Origin of the sequence: Azospirillum himalayense (assembly GCF_042657465.1) — a bacterium.
GTDB lineage: Bacteria > Pseudomonadota > Alphaproteobacteria > Azospirillales > Azospirillaceae > Azospirillum > Azospirillum himalayense.
On sequence record NZ_JBHSLC010000045.1, the window covers coordinates 72,609 to 89,985 of the forward strand.

The following is a 17,377-nucleotide window of genomic DNA, read 5'->3' on the forward strand; positions in this document are numbered from 1 at the left end:
GCCTCGCGAAAGGCCCCCCGCCTGCATCATCAATGCACGGCCGTCAATGGACGGTGGTCACCGGCTGCGTCGCCGCGCTGCGCACCTGGGCGGAGACGGGCAGGCCGTTGATGGTCAACTCGCCGCCTTCCGCCCCCACCTTGACCGTCTGGCCGTCGGCGACGCGGCCCTCCAGGATCATGGTGGCCAGCGGGTTCTGAAGCTCCCGCTGGATCACCCGCTTCAGCGGACGCGCGCCGTAGACCGGGTCGTAGCCGGCCTCGGCCAGCCACTGCGTCGCCGCCTCGTCCACCTCCAGCGTGATGTCGCGGTCGGCGAGCATGCGGACCAGCCGGCCGAGCTGGATCGTCACGATCCCGCCCATGTGGCTGCGGTCCAGGCGGTGGAACAGCAGGATCTCGTCCAGCCGGTTCAGGAACTCCGGCCGGAAGTGGGCGCGCACCACCTCCATCACCTCGTCGCGCACGGCGCCGCTGTCCTGGCCTTCCGGCTGGGCCGCCAGCACCTCGGAGCCGAGGTTCGAGGTCATGATGATGACCACGTTGCGGAAATCCACCGTCCGCCCCTGCCCGTCGGTCAGCCGCCCGTCGTCGAGCACCTGGAGCAGCACGTTGAAGACGTCGGGATGGGCCTTCTCGACCTCGTCGAACAGCACGACCTGATAGGGCCGGCGGCGCACCGCCTCGGTCAGCGCCCCGCCCTCCTCATAGCCGACATAGCCCGGAGGCGCGCCGATCATGCGGGCGACGGAGTGCTTCTCCATATATTCCGACATGTCGAGCCGGACCATCGCCGTCTCGTCGTCGAACAGGAACTCGGCAAGCGCCTTGGTCAGCTCGGTCTTGCCGACGCCGGTCGGGCCAAGGAACAGGAAGGAGCCAATCGGCCGGTTGGGGTCCTGCAGGCCGGCGCGGGCGCGGCGCACCGCGTTGGACACGGCCACGATGGCCTCGTCCTGGCCGATCACGCGGGTCTTCAGGCGGGTTTCCATCGCCAGCAGCTTTTCCCGCTCGCCGGCCAGCATCTTGTCCACGGGCACGCCGGTCCAGCGGCTGACCACGGCGGCGATGTCGCTGTCGCGCACCTCCTCGTTCAGCATGCGGTTGGCGGCGTGGGCCTCCGCCTCCTTCAGGCGCTTCTCCAGGTCGGGGATGACGCCGTAGGCCAGCTCGCCGGCGCGGCCCCAATTGCCGTCGCGCTGGGCCTGCTCCAGCTCGGTGCGGGCCTTCTCCAGGTCCTCCTTGATCTTCTGGGCGCCCTGGAGCTGGTCCTTCTCGGCCTGCCACTTGGCGGTCAGCTCGGCGGATTCCTGCTCCAGGTCGGCCAGCTCGCCTTCCAGGTTGGCGAGCCGTGCGCGCGAGGCCTCGTCGGATTCGCGCTTCAGCGCCTCCCGCTCGATCTTGAGCTGGATGATCCGGCGGTCCAGCTCGTCGATGGTCTCCGGCTTGCTGTCCACGGCCATGCGCAGGCGGCTCGCCGCCTCGTCGATCAGGTCGATGGCCTTGTCGGGCAGGAAGCGGTCGGTGATGTAGCGGTTCGACAGGGTCGCCGCCGACACGATGGCGCCGTCGGTGATGCGCACGCCGTGGTGCACCTCGTAGCGCTCCTTCAGGCCGCGCAGGATGGAGATGGTGTCCTCCACCGTCGGCTCGGGCACGAAGACGGGCTGGAAGCGCCGGGCGAGTGCCGCGTCCTTCTCGATGTGCTTGCGGTACTCGTCCAGCGTGGTCGCGCCGACGCAGTGCAGCTCGCCGCGCGCCAGCGCCGGCTTCAGCATGTTGGAGGCGTCCATCGCGCCGTCCGCCTTGCCGGCGCCGACCAGCGTGTGCAGCTCGTCGATGAAGACGATGATCTCGCCCGCCGCCGCCTGGATCTCCTGGAGAACGGCCTTCAGCCGCTCCTCGAACTCGCCTCGGTACTTGGCGCCGGCCACCATCCCGGCGAGATCAAGCGACAGCAGCTTCTTGTTCTTCAGCCCCTCCGGCACGTCGCCCTTGACGATGCGCTGGGCGAGGCCCTCGACGATGGCGGTCTTGCCGACGCCCGGCTCGCCGATCAGGACGGGGTTGTTCTTGGTGCGCCGCGCCAGCACCTGGATGGTGCGGCGGATCTCCTCGTCGCGCCCGATGACGGGGTCGAGCTTGCCCTCGCGCGCCGACTCGGTCAGGTCGCGGGTGTATTTCTTCAGCGCGTCGTAGCCCTGCTCGGCACTGGCGGTGTCGGCGGTGCGGCCCTTGCGGACCTCGTTGATCGCGGTGTTCAGCGCCTGCGGGGTGACCCCCGCGCGCTTCAGCACGGCGGCGGACGGCGTGCCGTCGGCCATGGCGAGCGCCAGCAGGATGCGCTCCGCCGTGACGTAGCTGTCGCCGGCCTTCTTGGACACCGTCTCGGCCTGCTCGAACACGCGGGACAGCTCCGGCGTCAGGTACACCTGACCGGCGCCGGCGCCCTCCACCTTGGGCTGCTTGTCCAGCTCGGCGTCCACACCCGACAGCGCCAGGGCGGGGTCGCCGCCGGCCGCCCGGATCAGGTTGGCGGCCAAGCCTTCCTTGTCGTCCAGAAGGGTCTTCAGCAGATGTTCCGGCGTCAGCCGCTGGTGGCCGCGCCGCAGGGCCAGGGTCTGCGCCGCCTGCACGAAGCCACGGCTGCGCTCGGTGTATTTCTCGAAGTCCATAATGTGCTCCCTTCATCGCCGACCGTCCGCGAGGCAGCCCGGTCAGTCCGATCCACGTTCCCAGTGCGATCCGCAAGGATGCATGCGTCGCCGTAGATGTGGGAGAGCCCCATCCGTATGCAAGACCCCCCAGGGTGCGTGGTTATTGCTTTTATCGGACCCGCGCCGAAAGGGTGGCTTTCCGCGGCCCGCCGGAAGGGGCTAGGGTTTTCACTCAAAGCCACGGAATGCTTTTTTCATGACGGCGACGCCCACCAGCACCCCGCGCAACCCCTCGCCCACGGCCCTGCGGCCCGCCCTGACCACCCCCCTGATGCGGCTGGCCTGGCACGGCCGCAACATGTGGCATTGGGTGGCGCGACCGCTGACCATGGGGGTGCGGGGGATCATCCTGGACGACTCGGGCGCCGGAAGCGGTGCGGCCTCGGTCCTGCTGATCCGCCACAGCTACGTCGGCGGCTGGCATTTTCCAGGCGGCGGAGTCGGAAAAGGCGAGACGCTGGTGGAGGCCATGCGCCGCGAGGTGCGGGAGGAGGTCGGGTTGACCGTGGAAAGCGGCCCCCAGCCGTTCGGCGTCTACGCCCGCTTCCGGCACGGCGCGAGCGATCATGTGGCGGTCTTCGTCGCGCGGGGATGGTCGGGAACGCCTCGGGCCGACGGGGTGGAGATCCTGGAGGCGCGCTTCTTCCCGCTGGACCGGCTGCCGGACGACACCTCCCCCGCGACGCGGCGGCGAATCGCCGAGTTCCAGGGTCGGGAGCCTTTGGCCGAGCGCTGGTGACGGTTTTCGATTGCGACGGTTGACAGAAGCGAACCGGTCCCACCATTGTGCGATGCAATGCCCGCGATCGTCGCCGCCATACGCCGCTACCCCGTGAAGGGGCTGAGCGGCCAGGATCTTCCCGCCGTTGACCTCGTCACCGGCCAACCCATCCCCTTTGACCGGCGCTTCGGCCTGCTGCACGGCCCGGCGGCCCTGACCCCCGATGTCGAGGGCTGGCGCCCGAACGAGGATTTCTTCACGCTCGACCGGAACGAGAAGCTGGCGCTGCTCGACTCCGAGTTCGACGAGGCCACCCAGTCGCTGATCATCCGGCGCGGCGGCAAGCAGGTGTCGCGCGGGCGTCTGGACCAGCCGATGGGCCGGATGCTGGTGGAGCAGTTCTTCGCCGCCTATCTGGCCGGCGCGGCTCCCGGCCTGCCCAAGCTGGCCGAGGCCAGAAACCCGACGCAGGGCGGCGGTTTCTCCTTCACCGACCGGGAAGAGGCGGCGGTCTCCATCCTCAACCTCGCCAGCGTGCGCGATCTGGAGGAGCGGGTGGCCAAGCAGCCGGTCGATCCGCGGCGCTTCCGCGCCAACCTGATGATCGACGGGCTGGAGCCCTGGGTGGAGCGCCAGTGGATCGGTGCGCTGCTGACCGTCGGCGAGGTCACCCTGCGCATCTGCGACCACAAGGACTGCCGGCCCTCCAGCGAGGTCAACCCGGCGACCGGCGCGCGTGACCTCAACACGCTCCCCATTCTGGAGCGTGGCTACGACCACACGCAGTGCGGCGTCTATGCCCGGGTGGTGCATGGGGGCCGGATCGCGGTGGGCGACCCGGTGGCGCTGGCCGACGACCTGCCGGCCTGAAAAAAACGCGCGATTCTGAAACCCGTCAGGCCTGAAACCCATCGGTCCTGAAGCCGGAACTCCCCGGCCTCAGGACCGACGGTCATCAAACGGACGTCAGGCGCTCATCGGGGTGCGTTCGTCGGCGGCCGCCTCGGACTCGTCGCCCATTTCGCCGCCGTCCTCGTCCTCCGCAGAACCGCCCATGCTGGGTTGCGGACCAAGGCCCGCGGCGCCGACGTTGCCACGCTGGCGGTTCTCGGATTCCTGGATCTGGTTGATGATGCGGAAATAGTGCTCCGCATGCTGCATGTAGTTTTCCGCCTGGACGCGGTCGCCGGACGAGGAGGCGTCGCGGGCCAGCGCCAGATACTTTTCATGGACCTGCCACGCGTTGCCGCGGATGCGCACGTCCGGACCATTGCTGTCGAAGGTCTGGTGACGCAGCGGAACGTTCTGCCGGCGGTTGCCACCGCCACCTCCGCCGCCGCCACCTCCGCCACCACCGCCGCCGTTGCCACGACCGCGCGAGCGCCTGGAGTTCGGTCCTTGTCTCATTTGGCTCTTATGGCCCCATGTAAGAGAAGTGCAATCCCGCGAACGCCCTGGCTGACCATCCGGTCGCCGGGCCCGCCGCGGAACCAACCGCGGATGGGTCGCAGGGATCAAATCGACGCGCCCAACCGATCAACCGGTCTGCCTTCTCGGACGTCCGCCCAACCGCGCGGGGTTTCCGGAGGCCATGGGTACGCCCTGGGATGATCGTCCCCGGGCCATCGTCGTCCTTGCACCCTACTGGGGACCGCGCGTCAATCCAACCTTTTTTTTGGGGGGATGGGGCGAAATCACGACCGCTTCCACCCCAGGACGCAGCGTTCCACGCCACCCAGATCCCGGAAGACGCCCGCCGGCTCGAGTTCCGCAGTGACCAGCAGCCCCGCCACGTCCGCCGCCTGCCCCTGCCCGACCTCCAGCCCGGCCAGACCGCCCGGCTGGAGCAGGTCCGGAAGCTGGGAGGCGATGATCCGGTAGGCGTCCAGCCCATCGGCGCCGCCGTCCAGCGCCCGCAGCGGGTCGTGCTCCCGCACCTCCGGATCGAGCGCGGCGATGTCGGCGCTGGGGATGTAGGGCGGGTTGGAGACGACGACGGCGAAGCGCTCCTCCAGCCCGGCGCCCCAGTTGCCGGTCTGGAAGCGCGCCCGCTCCGCCAGCCCGTTGCGCGCCGCGTTCTCGGTGGCAGCGGCCACAGCACCAGGGCTGAGGTCGACGCCGAGGCCGCTGGCGTTGGGCAGTTCCGCCAGCAGGGCCAGCAGGATGCATCCGGTCCCGGTGCCGAGGTCGAGCAGCCGCAGCGGGGCGCTCCGGTCCGGCAGCGCCTTCAGCACCGCCTCGACCAGCGTCTCGGTGTCGGGCCGGGGTTCCAGCGTGTCGGGGTTGAGGGCAAGGTCGATCGTCCAGAACTCGCGATGGCCGAGGATGCGCCCCACCGGCTCCCGCGCCGCCCGCCGCTCGACCAGGGCGAGGAGGCGCGCGGCGTCGGGCTCGGGGACGGGATCGTTGGCCCGGGTGAACAGGTCGTGGCGGGTAACGCCCAGCGCGTGCTCGACGAGCAGGCGCGCGTCGAGGTCGGGGGTGTCCACCCCGGCCTCGCGCAGGCGGGCCTCGGCGGTGCGGCGGAGTTGGTGAAGCGTGATGGTCATGAATTGCCCCCACCCTCCCCATGCGCTGCATGGGTCCCCTCCCTCCCCCGCTGCGCAGGGGAGGGCGATCGATGCGACATCCTGTTCCCTCCCCTGCGCAGCGGGGGAGGGTTAGGGTGGGGGCCCGTGTTGCCACGCAACCGCCTATGCGAAACTCCAAGCTGAAATACCGCGCTCGTGACCTGCGCACTCAGCCCACCGACGCCGAACGAGCACTTTGGCGCCAATTGCGCAGTGAACAGCTCAGCGGATGGAAATTTCGCCGTCAGCACCCCATTCTCCCCTACATCGCCGACTTCGCCTGCATCCAGGCCAAGCTGGTTGTCGAAGTCGACGGCGGCCAGCACGCCGACTCCGCCTACGACTCCACCCGGGACGAGCATCTGCGGCACCATGGCTGGCGGGTCCTACACTTCTGGAACAACGACGTGCTGAACAACCCGGAGGGGGTGGCGCGCATGATCGGCGACGCGCTCGGCCCCGTCCCCGACCCTCCCCCGCCGTTGGCGGTGGAGGGGGATTGAGCAACCCGCCCTATTGCAACTCCGACAGCCGCGCCGCCTCGTCCTCGGCCGTCAGCGCGTCGATCAGCTCGTCCAAGGCCTCGCCGGCCATCACCTTCTCGATCTTGTAGAGCGTCAGGTTGATGCGGTGGTCGGTCACCCGCCCTTGCGGGAAGTTGTAGGTGCGGATGCGCTCCGAGCGGTCGCCGGAGCCCACCTGGCTCTTGCGGTCGGCGGCGCGGGCCTTGTCCTTCTCGGCGCGCTCCCGCTCATAGAGGCGGGCGCGCAGCACCTTCAGGGCCTTGGCCTTGTTCTTGTGCTGGCTCTTCTCGTCCTGCTGGCTGACCACGAGGCCGGTCGGCAGGTGGGTGATGCGCACCGCGCTGTCCGTCGTGTTCACCGACTGGCCGCCGGGACCGCTGGAGCGGAACACGTCGATGCGCAGGTCCTTCTCGTCGATGTGGATGTCCACCTCCTCCGCCTCGGGCAGCACCGCGACGGTGGCGGCGGAGGTGTGGATGCGCCCCTGCGTCTCGGTCGCCGGAACGCGCTGCACGCGGTGGACCCCCGATTCGAACTTCAGTCGGGCGAAGACGTTACGGCCGGTGATGTTGGCGATGGCCTCCTTGTAGCCGCCGATGCCGGTCTCGCTGACCTCCATCGTCTCGAACCGCCAGCCCTGGAGCCCGGCGTAGCGGCGGTACATCTCGAACAGCTCCGCCGCGAACAGGGCCGCCTCGTCGCCGCCGGTGCCGGCGCGCACCTCCAGGATGGCGTTCTTCTCGTCCGCCTCGTCCTTGGGCAGCAGGGAAATCTGCACCCGGCGCTCCAGGGCGGGGATGCCGCGGGTAAGCTCGGCGAACTCCTCCTCTGCCAGCGCCTTCATCTCGGCGTCGCCCGCCGGGTCGGCGATCATGCCGGCGAGGTCGGCGGCCTCCGCCTTCGCCTTCTTCAACTCGGCGATGGCCTCGGCCACCGGGGTCAGGTCGGCGTATTCCTTCGACAGCCGGGCGAAGTCCGCCGGGTCCACCGTCCCCGCCGCCATCGCGTCCCGCAGCTCGTCATGGCGGGCCACGACCCTATTGAACTTCTCGTCCAGGCTCACGTCGCTCGTCCTTATCCAAATCGCTTCCGGCGCCGTTGCCGGCGGGCTCGTCCAGCCGGAACAGCCGGAACAGCAGCCGTTCCGCCGCCGCCCGCTCCGCCAGCCCGGCCCCGTCCGGGTCCGCCGCCATGGCGCGCAGCGCCTCCGACGGGCCGTGCAGCAGCCGGTTGACCAGCAGCCGCGTCGCCGACGCCGCGTCCAGCCCCCGCTGCTCGTCCAGCAGGCGCCGCCGCTCCGTCTCGAAATGCGTCCGCAGCGCCGCCACGGCGGGCACCGCGGCGCGCTCGGCCCGGTGGCGGGCGAAGGCCGCCAGGGCCTCGTCCACGATGGCCCAGGCCGCCTGGGTCGCCGCCTCGCGCCCCACCCGCCCCTGCAGCGCCACGCGCTCCAGGTCGGCGAGGTCGTAGACAAAGGCCTCGTCCAGCCCGGCGACGTCCGGATCGACGTCGGCGGGGATCGCCGCGTCCACCACGAACACCGGGCGCCGGCGGCGGCGCTTCAACGCCGCCCCCAACTGCGGTGCGGAGAGGATATAGCGCCCCAGGCCCGCCGCGGTCACCACGATATCCGCGCTGGTCAGCGCCGAATCGAGATCGGCCCAGGGCGCGAAGTGGCTGTCCATCCGCCGCGCCGCCGCTTCGGCCCGGCGGTCCACCGGGGCGGCGACGATCAGCCGGCCGAGTCCCGCCTCGCGCAGCCCCTCCAGCACCAGGGCACCCATGTCGCCCAGCCCCATCAGCAGGCCGGTGCAGCGCCTCAGGTCGCCGTGCAGGTCGCGCGCCACCTGGACCGCCGCGGCGACCAGCGAGGTGGCGCCTTCGGCGATCGGCGTCTCGCGCCGCACCCGCTTGGCGGCGCCGTAGGCGGCCTGGAGAAGCCCTTCCAGCTCCGGCCCGGACAGGCCGGCGGCGGCGGCGTGGCGGTGGGCGGCCTTGACCTGGCCCAGGATGTGCGGCTCGCCGACGATCTGGCTGTCGAGCGAGCAGGCGACGGCGAAGACGTGGCGCACCGCCGCCGCGCCGGTCAGGGTGTAGAGCTGCCCGGCGAGGTCGGGCTCGCCCAGCCCCACCCGCTCCGCCATGATCCCGGCGATGGTCAGCGCGGCCTCGTTCGGGCGCTCGTGCACCGCCTGGACCTCGACCCGGTCGCAGGTGCTGAGCCACATCGCCTGGGCGATGCCGGCGGCGCTCAGCCGCTCCAGCATCGCCGGCACCTCCGCCTCCTCCGTCGTCAGACGGTCGCGGATCGCGCCGGAGCAGGTCCGATGGCTGGCGCCGATGACGAAGTAGGAAGCGGTCACTCTGACTCTGGCCCAGGCCGCGGCACGGCCGACAAGGATGGTACGGTTGCCGCGGATTTAAGCACGGATGGCACGGAGCGTCCCTAGTTCAAATTGTCCGCCCGCGCGGGTTCCGTCACTCGGCGGCCTTCTCCGCCGCTTTCTCGGCGGCCTTTGCGGCCTCGATCTCAGCGGCCTTCTTCTCGACCAACCCGACGAGGTGGTCGACGATGTTCTGGTCCTTCAGCCGGTGATCGGTGACGCCGGACAGATAGACCTGATGGGTGTTGTTGCCGCCGCCGGTCAGCCCGATGTCGGTCTCGCGCGCCTCGCCGGGGCCGTTGACCACGCAGCCGATGACCGACAGGGTCAGCGGCGTGGTGATGTGGGCCAGCCGCGCCTCCAGCGTCTCCACCGTCTTGATGACGTTGAAGTTCTGCCGCGCGCAGCTCGGGCAGGAGATGACCGTGACGCCACGCCGCCGCAGGCCCAGCGACTTCAGCATCTCATAGCCGACCTGGACCTCCTCCGCCGGTTCGGCCGACAGCGACACGCGGATGGTGTCGCCGATGCCCGACCACAGCAGCATGCCCAGCCCGATGGACGACTTCACCGTCCCGGCGCGCAGGCCGCCGGCCTCGGTGATGCCGATGTGCAGCGGGTAGTCGCAGGCCTCGGCCAGCCCCTGGTAGGCGGCGACGGCGAGGAACACGTCGGACGCCTTCACCGAGATCTTGAACTCGGTGAAGTCATGGTCCTCCAGGATCTTGGCGTGGTTGAGCGCGCTCTCGACCAGCGCCTCCGGGCAGGGCTCGCCGTACTTCTCCAGCAGATCCTGCTCCAGCGAGCCGGCGTTGACGCCGATGCGCATGGAGCAGCCGTAGTCCTTGGCCGCCTTCACCACCTCGCGCACCCGCTCCGCCGAGCCGATGTTGCCGGGGTTGATGCGCAGGCAGGCCGCCCCGCTCTGCGCCGCCTCGATGGCGCGCTTGTAGTGGAAATGGATATCCGCGACGATCGGCACCGAGACCTGCGGCACGATCTGCTTCAGAGCCAGCGCCGATTCCTGGTCGGGGCAGGAGACGCGCACGATGTCGGCGCCCACCCGCTCCGCCGCCTGGATCTGCGCCACCGTCGCCGCCACGTCCGCGGTCGGCGTGTTGGTCATCGTCTGCACCGAGATCGGCGCATCGCCGCCGACGAGCACGTTGCCCACCCGGATCTGGCGGGACTTGCGGCGAAGGATCTGGCGGTAGGCGCGCACGCTGCTCATGGGCTGAGGCCTCGGGGCATGAATCGGGTCCGGCGCGTCTTATAGCGCAGCCGGCGTCACGCCTGAAGTGCGGTCCGCCGCGCCGGATTCAAGGGAAAAAGCCGTCGATGGCCCGTCCTAGTGGGCAGGAGCGGCGCCGCGCAGCGTCGGGGCGTGCTGGTCCAGCGACACGTCGCGCAGCACCTGCCCGACCGCTCCCATCGGCGCTCCGTCCACCCCGTCGGTGACGACGACCAGCCCGCCGGCGTTGCCGGTGCGCACGCGGATGCCCGAGCGGTCGGGCACGCGGTAGACGTCGCCCGGCTTCAGCACGCGGGTGAAGATGATCTCACCGCTGTTGTCGCGCACCTGGATCCAGCTGTCCTGCGTGGCGCGGAGCTGGATGCGCGAGGCCGCGTTCTGCGTGCCGTAGACCTTCGACGGCAGCGCCCCGTCCGCGGCGGGCGGAGGCGCCGCCGGAGCCGCGGGCGGCAGGCTGGCGATGACCGGGGCGGCGGGGGTGAGCGGGGTCGGCTCCTGCGCGGCGCCTTCGGACTCGTCGTCCTCGGCCGGGGGCGGCGGGACGTTCACCATGGCCGACGGGGCGGCGGCCGGAGCGGGAGCCGCCGTGGGAGCGCTCGGCTTGGCGGGAGCGGCCGGAGCCGGCTGGGCGACCACCGCCGCAGGGGCCGGGGCGGGCTTCGCCGGAGCCGAAGAGGCGGGAGGCTGGGCGGTCGGGGCCGGAGCGGCGGGAGCCGATGTTATCGGAGCAGACGTTGACGGGGCGGGCACCGCCGTGGACGCTCCACCAGCCGCAGGTGCGGTGGCCACCGATGGAGCCGCCGGTGCGGGTGGAGCCTCCGCCATCACGGTCGGGACGGACGCCGGGGCGGCGGGCGTTTCGGAGGGAACCGGCACCGGCGCGGTTTGCCCGCCACCATTCTGGCTGGCGTTGAAGGGCAGCGTGTCGAGCAGCGAGACCAGCCGGTCGGGCAGGGTCGGGACCAGATCGACCATCGAGCGGTCGGTCGCCGACAGATAGTACCAGCCGCCATAGACGATGCCCGCCAGCACCATCGTGCCGAGCAGGACGGTGCCGCCGGGGATGCGGCCTTCCGGCACCGGGGTCGGGAAATAGAGCTGCTGGCTGCGCGTGCGGCCCGCCGCCTCGTCCTTGTAGCGGGTGAGGATGGTGTCCGGGTCGAGCCCCAGGCATTCCGCGTAGGAGCGCAGGAAGCCGGCGGCGTAGGTGGTGCCGGGCAAATCCTCGAACCGGCCCGCCTCGATGGCCTGCAGATAGGGGTAGCGGATGCGCAGCATCGTCGCGACCTCGCGCAGGTCGTAGCCGAGGCTCTCGCGCGTCTCGCGCAGGGTGTCGGACACGCTGGGGCCGGTCTGCGCCGGTCCGTCCTGCGCGGGGTCGTAAGAGCCGAAAACCTTGCGCTTGCCCATCATCTCAACCGTACCGTCGCCTCGGATGACTTATGGTCGCACCCCCGGCATGGGTACGCCAGCCGCGGGATCGGCGCAACCGGGAACGACCGTGATCCTGCCATCTTGTATACGCCCTTCGTCCAAACCGCTGTAACAAAACGCCGCCGCGGCACAGCACGGCGCCGGATATGGCTCTGGGGTGGAGGACGCGGCCTCCGGCGGGGCTCAGATCAGGACGCCGTGGTCCTTGGCGAAGCTGCGCAGCTTGTCGCGCAGGCTGTGGTCGCCGCGCAGGTAGAGCCCGTTCATGTACTGGCGCAGCGCCGCCACGTCGAGCGAGCGCAGCATCGTCTTCACCGGCCCGACCGAGGGCGGCGACATCGACAGGGTGCGGAAGCCGATGCCGATCAGCGCCATGGCGTCCAGCGGCCGGCCGGCCATCTCGCCGCAGATGCTGACCGGGACGTTGGCGTCGCCGCAGGCCTCGACCAGCCGCCGCAGCAGGCTGAGCATGGCCGGCGACAGCGGGTCGTAGCGGCCGGAGGTGCGCGGGTTGCCGCGGTCGCTGGCGAAGATGTACTGGGTCAGGTCGTTGGAGCCGACCGACAGGAAATCCACCCGCGGCAGCAGGGCCGGCAACTGCCAGAGCAGCGCCGGCACCTCGATCATCGTGCCGACGCGCACACGGCTGGGCGGCTCGCCGCCCTGGCCTTCCAGCCGGGCGATTTCCAGGTCGAGCAGGCGGCGGGCGGCGTCGAACTCCGCCACCTCGGCGATCATCGGGAACATCACCGACAGCGGACGCCCAGCCGACGCCCGCAGCAGGGCGCGCAGCTGCTGGCGCAGCAGCGACGGGTGGTCCAGCCCGATGCGGATGGCCCGCCAGCCGAGCGCCGGGTTCTCCTCCCCCTCGCTGGCCGCGATGTAGGGCAGCATCTTGTCGCCGCCGACGTCGAGCGTGCGGAAGACCACCGGCTTGTCGTCGGTCTGGTCGAGGATGCGCGCATAGAGGTCGGTCTGCGCGTGGACGTCCGGGTAGGTGGAGCGCACCATGAAGGGGATTTCGGTGCGGTAGAGGCCGATCCCCTCCGCCCCGCTGGCCTTCAGGTGCGGCAGGTCGATCAGCAGGCCGCAATTGAGCTGGATGGAAATCGGCACGCCGTCCCGCGTCACCGAGGGCAGCGCGCGGATCGCCTCGTACATCTGCTCCTTGCGGGCGCGCAGGGCGACGGCCTCCGCGAAGGCCATCTGGATGTCCTCCGCCGGGCGGACGAAGGCCTGCCCGTGGTCGCCGTCGACGATCACCGGGTCCAGCGGCTCGATCCGGTTCAGCGCGTCGGGCGCCTGCACCACCGGGATGTTCAGCGCGCGGGCCACGATGCAGACGTGGCTGGACGGCGAGCCTTCCTCCAGGATCACGCCGCGCAGGCGGCGCTGGTCGTAGTCGAGAAGCTCCGCCGGCCCCATGGAGCGCGCGACCAGGACGATGTCCTCCGGCAGCGTGCCGCCGTCGGCCTCCGACTTGCGCCCGGCGAGGTGCTGGAGCAGCCGGTTGGTCAGGTCCTCCAGGTCGAGCAGACGTTCGCGGATGTAGGGGTCTGTCAGGTGGCTCATGCGGGCGCGGGTGTCGTTCTGCACCTGCTGCACGGCCCCTTCCGCCGTCAGACCCATGCGGATCGCCTCGCGGATGCGCGACAGCCACCCGCGGTCCTCCGCGAACATGCGGTAGGTTTCCAGGATGTCCTTGGGCTCGCTCAAGCCCGCCAGCGCCGCCGCGTTCAGCAGGTCGTCGATGGCGCTGTGCATGGTGGCGATGGCGGCGTTCAGCCGCGCCAGCTCGCTCTCCGCGTCCTCGGACACCATCTGGCGGATGGTCAGCTGCGGGCGGTGGATCACCGCCAGCCCCATCGCCAGGCCGCTGGCCAGCGAGGTGCCCGACAGGCGGGCCGGCAGCAGCGCCGGATCGCCGGTGGAGGCGACCTCCTGCGGGTTGACCAGCTCGCCCTGGGCGACCAGCTCGGCCACCACCATGGCGATGGTCTGGAGCGTCTCGACCTCGACCTCGGTGTAGCGGCGGCGGTCCTTGTGTTGGATGACCAGGACGCCGCGAACCTTGCCGCCGCGCAGGATCGGCACGCCGGCCAGCGACAGGAACGGGTCCTCCCCCGTTTCCGGGCGGTAGGCGAAGCTGGGGTGCGACGGCGCGTTGTCCAGCGCGATGGGCCGCGCGTGGCCGGCGATGTCGCCGACGATGCCCTCGCCCACGCGCAGGCGGGTGTTGTGCACGGCGTCCTGGTTCAGGCCGAGCGTGGAGAACAGCTCCAGCACCTCGCCCGCCCGCATGACGTAGCAGGAGCAGACGTCCGCCCCCATCTCCATCCCGATCAGGGTGACGATCTTGTCCAGCCGCTCCTGGCCGGAGCCGGAGCCCGCCATGACGTCGCGCAGCCGCGCCAGCAGGCGGCGCGAGGCGGCGCCGTCGAAGCCCGGCGAAGCGGCGGGGATGTCGCCCACGACGCCGTTCATCTCACGCCGCCCCCAGGATAGCCGATTGACCGATGGCCGGTAAGTCGCCGGCTTCCGTCTGCGGGCAGCGGGCGGCCAGCGCCGATTCGGCCTGGGCGATCAGGTCGCCGATGATCTCGGCCACCGGCTGCTCGCGCGTGACCAGCCCGACGCTCTGCCCGGCCATCAGCGAGCCGCTTTCCACGTCGCCGTCGATCACCGCGCGGCGCAGCGCGCCGGCCCAGAAATGCTCGATCTCCAGGATGCCCGCGTCGCGCGTCGTCTCGCCGCGGTCCACCCGGGCGATGACCTCGCGCTGAAGCTCCATGAAGCGCTTCGACCCGGCGTTGGCGAGCGCCCGCACCGGGATCACCGGGAAACGCGGATCGATCTGCACCGACGCCTGGGCGTCGCGCGCCGAGGCCTTGATGAAGACCTGCTTGAAGCGCGGGTGTGCGATGGACTCGGTGGCGCAGACGAAGCGGGTGCCGATCTGCACGCCGGCCGCCCCCTGCTCCAGATAGGACAGGATGGCCTCGCCGCGCCCGATGCCGCCGGCCACGAAGACCGGGACCTCGCGCAGGTCGGGCAGGATCTCCTGCGCCAGGACGGTGGTGGAGACGGGACCGATGTGGCCGCCAGCCTCCGTGCCCTCGATCACCAGGGCGTCGATGCCGAGCTTGACCATCCGCCGGCCGCTGACCAGCGTCGGGGCGAAGGCCATGGCGCTGGCGCCGCCGTCCTTGATCCGCTTGATGGTGGCGCCGCTGGGGAAGCCCCCGGCGATCACCACATGGCTCACCGCCAGCTCCCGGCAGACGTCGATCAGACGGTCGAGGTCCGGGTGCATGTTGATGAGGTTGACGCCGAAGGGCTTCGCGGTCAGCCCCCGCGTGGCGGCGATCTCCGCCGCCAGCAGGTCCGGCGGCATCGAGCCGCAGGCCAGCACGCCGAAGCCGCCGGCGTTGGAGATGGCGGAGACGAGGTGGCGCTCCGACACCCAGCTCATCGCACCGCCCATGATGGCGGTGCGCGTGCCGAGGAAGGCGCAGCCACGCTCCCACAGCCGGTCGAGTCGGGCGCCTGCGACCACGTCGGACCTGGAGTCGGACCTGGCGTCGGTCATCGCCGCCCCTCCCCCTTCACCCGGCTCAGGCCGCGTCCAGCCCGTAGGCGGTGTGCAGCGCGCGCAGCGCCAGCTCCGCATACTCCTCGGCGATCAGGACGGAGATCTTGATCTCGGAGGTGGAGATGACCTGGATGTTGATGCCCTTGTCGGCCAGCGCCTTGAACATGCGCTGCGCGACGCCGGCGTGGCTGCGCATGCCGACGCCGATCACCGACACCTTCACCACGTTGGCGTCGGAGACGATGCGCTTGTAGTTCAGTTCGGCCTGGGCGTCCTCCAGCACCTTGACGGCGCGGGCAATGTCGGCCTTGCCGACCGTGAAGGTCATGTCGGTGGACTTGCCGTCTTCCGACACGTTCTGGACGATCATGTCGACATTGACGGCGGCGTCGGTCAGCGGACCGAAGATGCTGGCCGCCACGCCCGGACGGTCGGCGACGCCGATGAGGGTGATCTTCGCCTCGTCGCGGCTGTAGGCGATGCCGCTCACAACTTCCTTTTCCACGATCTCGTCCTCGTCAACAACAAGGGTACCGGGAAGCGCGCTGCCGGCGGCCTCCTCGAAGCTCGACAGAACCTGCACGCGCACGCGGTGGTTCATCGCCATCTCGACCGAGCGGGTCTGCAGGACCTTCGCCCCCTGCGACGCCAGCTCCAGCATCTCCTCGTAGGTGATCTTGGAGAGCTTGCGGGCCTTGGTAACGATGCGCGGGTCGGTGGTGTAGACGCCGTCCACGTCGGTGTAGATGTCGCAGCGGTCGGCCTTCAGCGCCGCCGCCAGGGCGACCGCCGAGGTGTCGGAGCCGCCGCGGCCCAACGTGGTGATGCGGCCGCTTTCGGTCACGCCCTGGAAGCCGGCGACCACGGCGACCTCGCCGGTGTTCATCCGCTTGTCCAGCTCCGCCGTGTCGATGGACACGATGCGCGCCTTGCCGTGCGTCTCGTCGCTGTAGATCGGAATCTGCCAGCCGAGCCAGGACCGCGCCTGGATGCCGAGGGACTGCAGCGCGATGGCGAGGAGACCGGAGGTCACCTGCTCGCCCGAAGCGACGATGGCGTCGTACTCGCGCGCGTCGTGCAGCTTGTCGATGTCGTTGCAGTATTTCACGAGCTGGTTGGTCACGCCGGACATCGCCGACACGACGACGGCGACCTGATGCCCCGCCTTGACTTCCTGCTCGACCTTTCGGGCCACGTTCTTGATGCGGTCGATGTCGCCGACCGACGTGCCGCCGAACTTGAGGACGATCCGCGCCATACCTCACACCATGTCTGGGCCGGCAAAAAAGCCGGCAGTCCGCGCCCCCGCTCTACCGTTGCCGGCGCGGGGCGGCGTATCCATACTCTGTCGCTCACAGCGAGGCAAGTTCGCCCCGCAATTGTTCTCGCAATCCAAGCATACGGGATTTCTTTCATGACCGCGACCGCCGGAACCGCAGGCACCGCAGGCACTGTCGACCCCCAGGACATCGCCCGCTTTTCGGCCATCGCCGCGGAATGGTGGGACCCCACCGGCAAGTTCCGGCCCCTGCACCGGCTGAACCCGCTGCGGCTCGCCTACATCCGCGACACGCTGTGCCGCCGCCTCGGCCGCGACCCGCTGGCGGCGGAGCCGCTGAAGGGCCTGCGCATCGTCGACATCGGCTGCGGCGGCGGTCTGCTGTCCGAACCCGTCGCCCGCATGGGCGCCACCGTGGTGGGCGTGGACGCGGCGGAGCGCAACATCCGCACCGCCGCCGCCCATGCCGCGGAGACCGGCACCCCCGTCGACTACCGCGCCACCACCGCCGAGGCGCTGGCCGCCAGTGGCGAGCGCTTCGACGCCGTGCTGGCGATGGAGGTGATCGAGCATGTCGCCGACGTGCCGCTGTTCGTGAAGTCCTGCGCGGAGCTGATGGCGCCGGGCGGCGCGCTGTTCCTGGCGACGCTGAACCGCACGCCGAAGTCCTTCGCGCTGGCCATCGTCGGGGCGGAGTACATCCTGCGCTGGCTGCCCCGCGGCACCCACGACTGGCGCCAGTTCCTGCGCCCCGGCGAGCTGGCCGCCGCGGTGCGCGCGGAGGGGCTGGCGATCCGCGACCTGACCGGCATCACCTACAACCCGCTGTCCGACGAGTTCCGGCTGAACCCGCGCGATCTCGACGTGAACTACATGGGCTGGGCCGAGCGGGCCTGAACGTACGT

Annotated in this window: 14 protein-coding genes; 4 read left to right on the top strand and 10 right to left on the bottom strand. The window is 70.5% G+C overall.

What is annotated here, in order from left to right; all coding sequences use genetic code 11:
* Nucleotides 1–43 precede the first annotated feature (43 nt).
* Entirely contained in the window at nucleotides 44–2,674 is a 2,631-nt protein-coding gene (clpB, locus tag ACFPMG_RS20970; protein ID WP_376997139.1) for an ATP-dependent chaperone ClpB, read from the bottom strand.
* Between the two features lie 238 nt (nucleotides 2,675–2,912).
* Here clpB and ACFPMG_RS20975 point away from each other — a divergent pair, with 238 nt between their 5' ends.
* The gene (locus tag ACFPMG_RS20975; protein WP_376997140.1) at nucleotides 2,913–3,455 is read left to right on the top strand and encodes an NUDIX domain-containing protein; all 543 of its coding nucleotides are present in this window, start codon (nucleotides 2,913–2,915) and stop codon (nucleotides 3,453–3,455) included.
* 57 nt (nucleotides 3,456–3,512) lie between these two features.
* Nucleotides 3,513–4,307, top strand: a complete 795-nt coding sequence (locus tag ACFPMG_RS20980; RefSeq protein ID WP_376997141.1) for an MOSC domain-containing protein — start codon at nucleotides 3,513–3,515, stop codon at nucleotides 4,305–4,307.
* A gap of 96 nt (nucleotides 4,308–4,403) precedes the next feature.
* On the opposite strand, the gene ACFPMG_RS20985 is transcribed toward ACFPMG_RS20980, so the two are convergent.
* Nucleotides 4,404–4,844, bottom strand: coding sequence for a DUF4167 domain-containing protein (locus tag ACFPMG_RS20985; protein WP_376997142.1), 441 nt, complete (start codon nucleotides 4,842–4,844; stop codon nucleotides 4,404–4,406).
* Nucleotides 4,845–5,131: 287 nt separating this feature from the next.
* Entirely contained in the window at nucleotides 5,132–5,986 is an 855-nt protein-coding gene (gene prmC / locus ACFPMG_RS20990) for a peptide chain release factor N(5)-glutamine methyltransferase (RefSeq protein WP_376997143.1), read from the bottom strand.
* Nucleotides 5,987–6,132: 146 nt separating this feature from the next.
* On the opposite strand from prmC, the gene ACFPMG_RS20995 reads away from it, so the two are divergent.
* On the top strand, nucleotides 6,133–6,510 hold the full coding sequence (locus ACFPMG_RS20995) for an endonuclease domain-containing protein (protein WP_376997144.1): 378 nt from the start codon (nucleotides 6,133–6,135) through the stop codon (nucleotides 6,508–6,510).
* A 10-nt stretch (nucleotides 6,511–6,520) separates the two neighbouring features.
* Here the strand turns inward: ACFPMG_RS20995 and prfA are convergent, their stop codons facing one another.
* The 7 genes from prfA to ACFPMG_RS21030 form a co-directional block, all read right to left on the bottom strand.
* On the bottom strand, nucleotides 6,521–7,594 hold the full coding sequence (prfA, locus tag ACFPMG_RS21000; protein ID WP_200480031.1) for a peptide chain release factor 1: 1,074 nt from the start codon (nucleotides 7,592–7,594) through the stop codon (nucleotides 6,521–6,523).
* On the bottom strand, nucleotides 7,569–8,894 hold the full coding sequence (hemA, locus tag ACFPMG_RS21005) for a glutamyl-tRNA reductase (RefSeq protein WP_376997145.1): 1,326 nt from the start codon (nucleotides 8,892–8,894) through the stop codon (nucleotides 7,569–7,571). Before hemA ends, prfA begins: the two co-directional genes overlap by 26 nt.
* Nucleotides 8,895–9,009: 115 nt before the next feature.
* Nucleotides 9,010–10,146: a flavodoxin-dependent (E)-4-hydroxy-3-methylbut-2-enyl-diphosphate synthase gene (gene ispG / locus ACFPMG_RS21010; protein WP_137141598.1), complete on the bottom strand. Its 1,137-nt coding sequence runs from the start codon at nucleotides 10,144–10,146 to the stop codon at nucleotides 9,010–9,012.
* A 117-nt stretch (nucleotides 10,147–10,263) separates the two neighbouring features.
* Nucleotides 10,264–11,580 carry a helix-turn-helix domain-containing protein gene (locus ACFPMG_RS21015; RefSeq protein ID WP_376997146.1) on the bottom strand — a complete coding sequence of 439 codons (1,317 nt, stop codon included), beginning with the start codon at nucleotides 11,578–11,580 and terminating at the stop codon, nucleotides 10,264–10,266.
* Between the two features lie 204 nt (nucleotides 11,581–11,784).
* Nucleotides 11,785–14,085: a phosphoenolpyruvate--protein phosphotransferase gene (ptsP, locus tag ACFPMG_RS21020; RefSeq protein WP_376997147.1), complete on the bottom strand. Its 2,301-nt coding sequence runs from the start codon at nucleotides 14,083–14,085 to the stop codon at nucleotides 11,785–11,787.
* A gap of 1 nt (nucleotide 14,086) precedes the next feature.
* Nucleotides 14,087–15,190: an NAD(P)H-dependent flavin oxidoreductase gene (locus ACFPMG_RS21025; protein WP_376997148.1), complete on the bottom strand. Its 1,104-nt coding sequence runs from the start codon at nucleotides 15,188–15,190 to the stop codon at nucleotides 14,087–14,089.
* Nucleotides 15,191–15,215: 25 nt separating this feature from the next.
* Nucleotides 15,216–16,451: an aspartate kinase gene (locus ACFPMG_RS21030; RefSeq protein ID WP_040133868.1), complete on the bottom strand. Its 1,236-nt coding sequence runs from the start codon at nucleotides 16,449–16,451 to the stop codon at nucleotides 15,216–15,218.
* Nucleotides 16,452–16,607: 156 nt separating this feature from the next.
* Between ACFPMG_RS21030 and ubiG the strand changes: the two genes are divergently transcribed.
* Entirely contained in the window at nucleotides 16,608–17,369 is a 762-nt protein-coding gene (gene ubiG / locus ACFPMG_RS21035) for a bifunctional 2-polyprenyl-6-hydroxyphenol methylase/3-demethylubiquinol 3-O-methyltransferase UbiG (RefSeq protein WP_376997149.1), read from the top strand.
* Nucleotides 17,370–17,377: the final 8 nt, after the last annotated feature.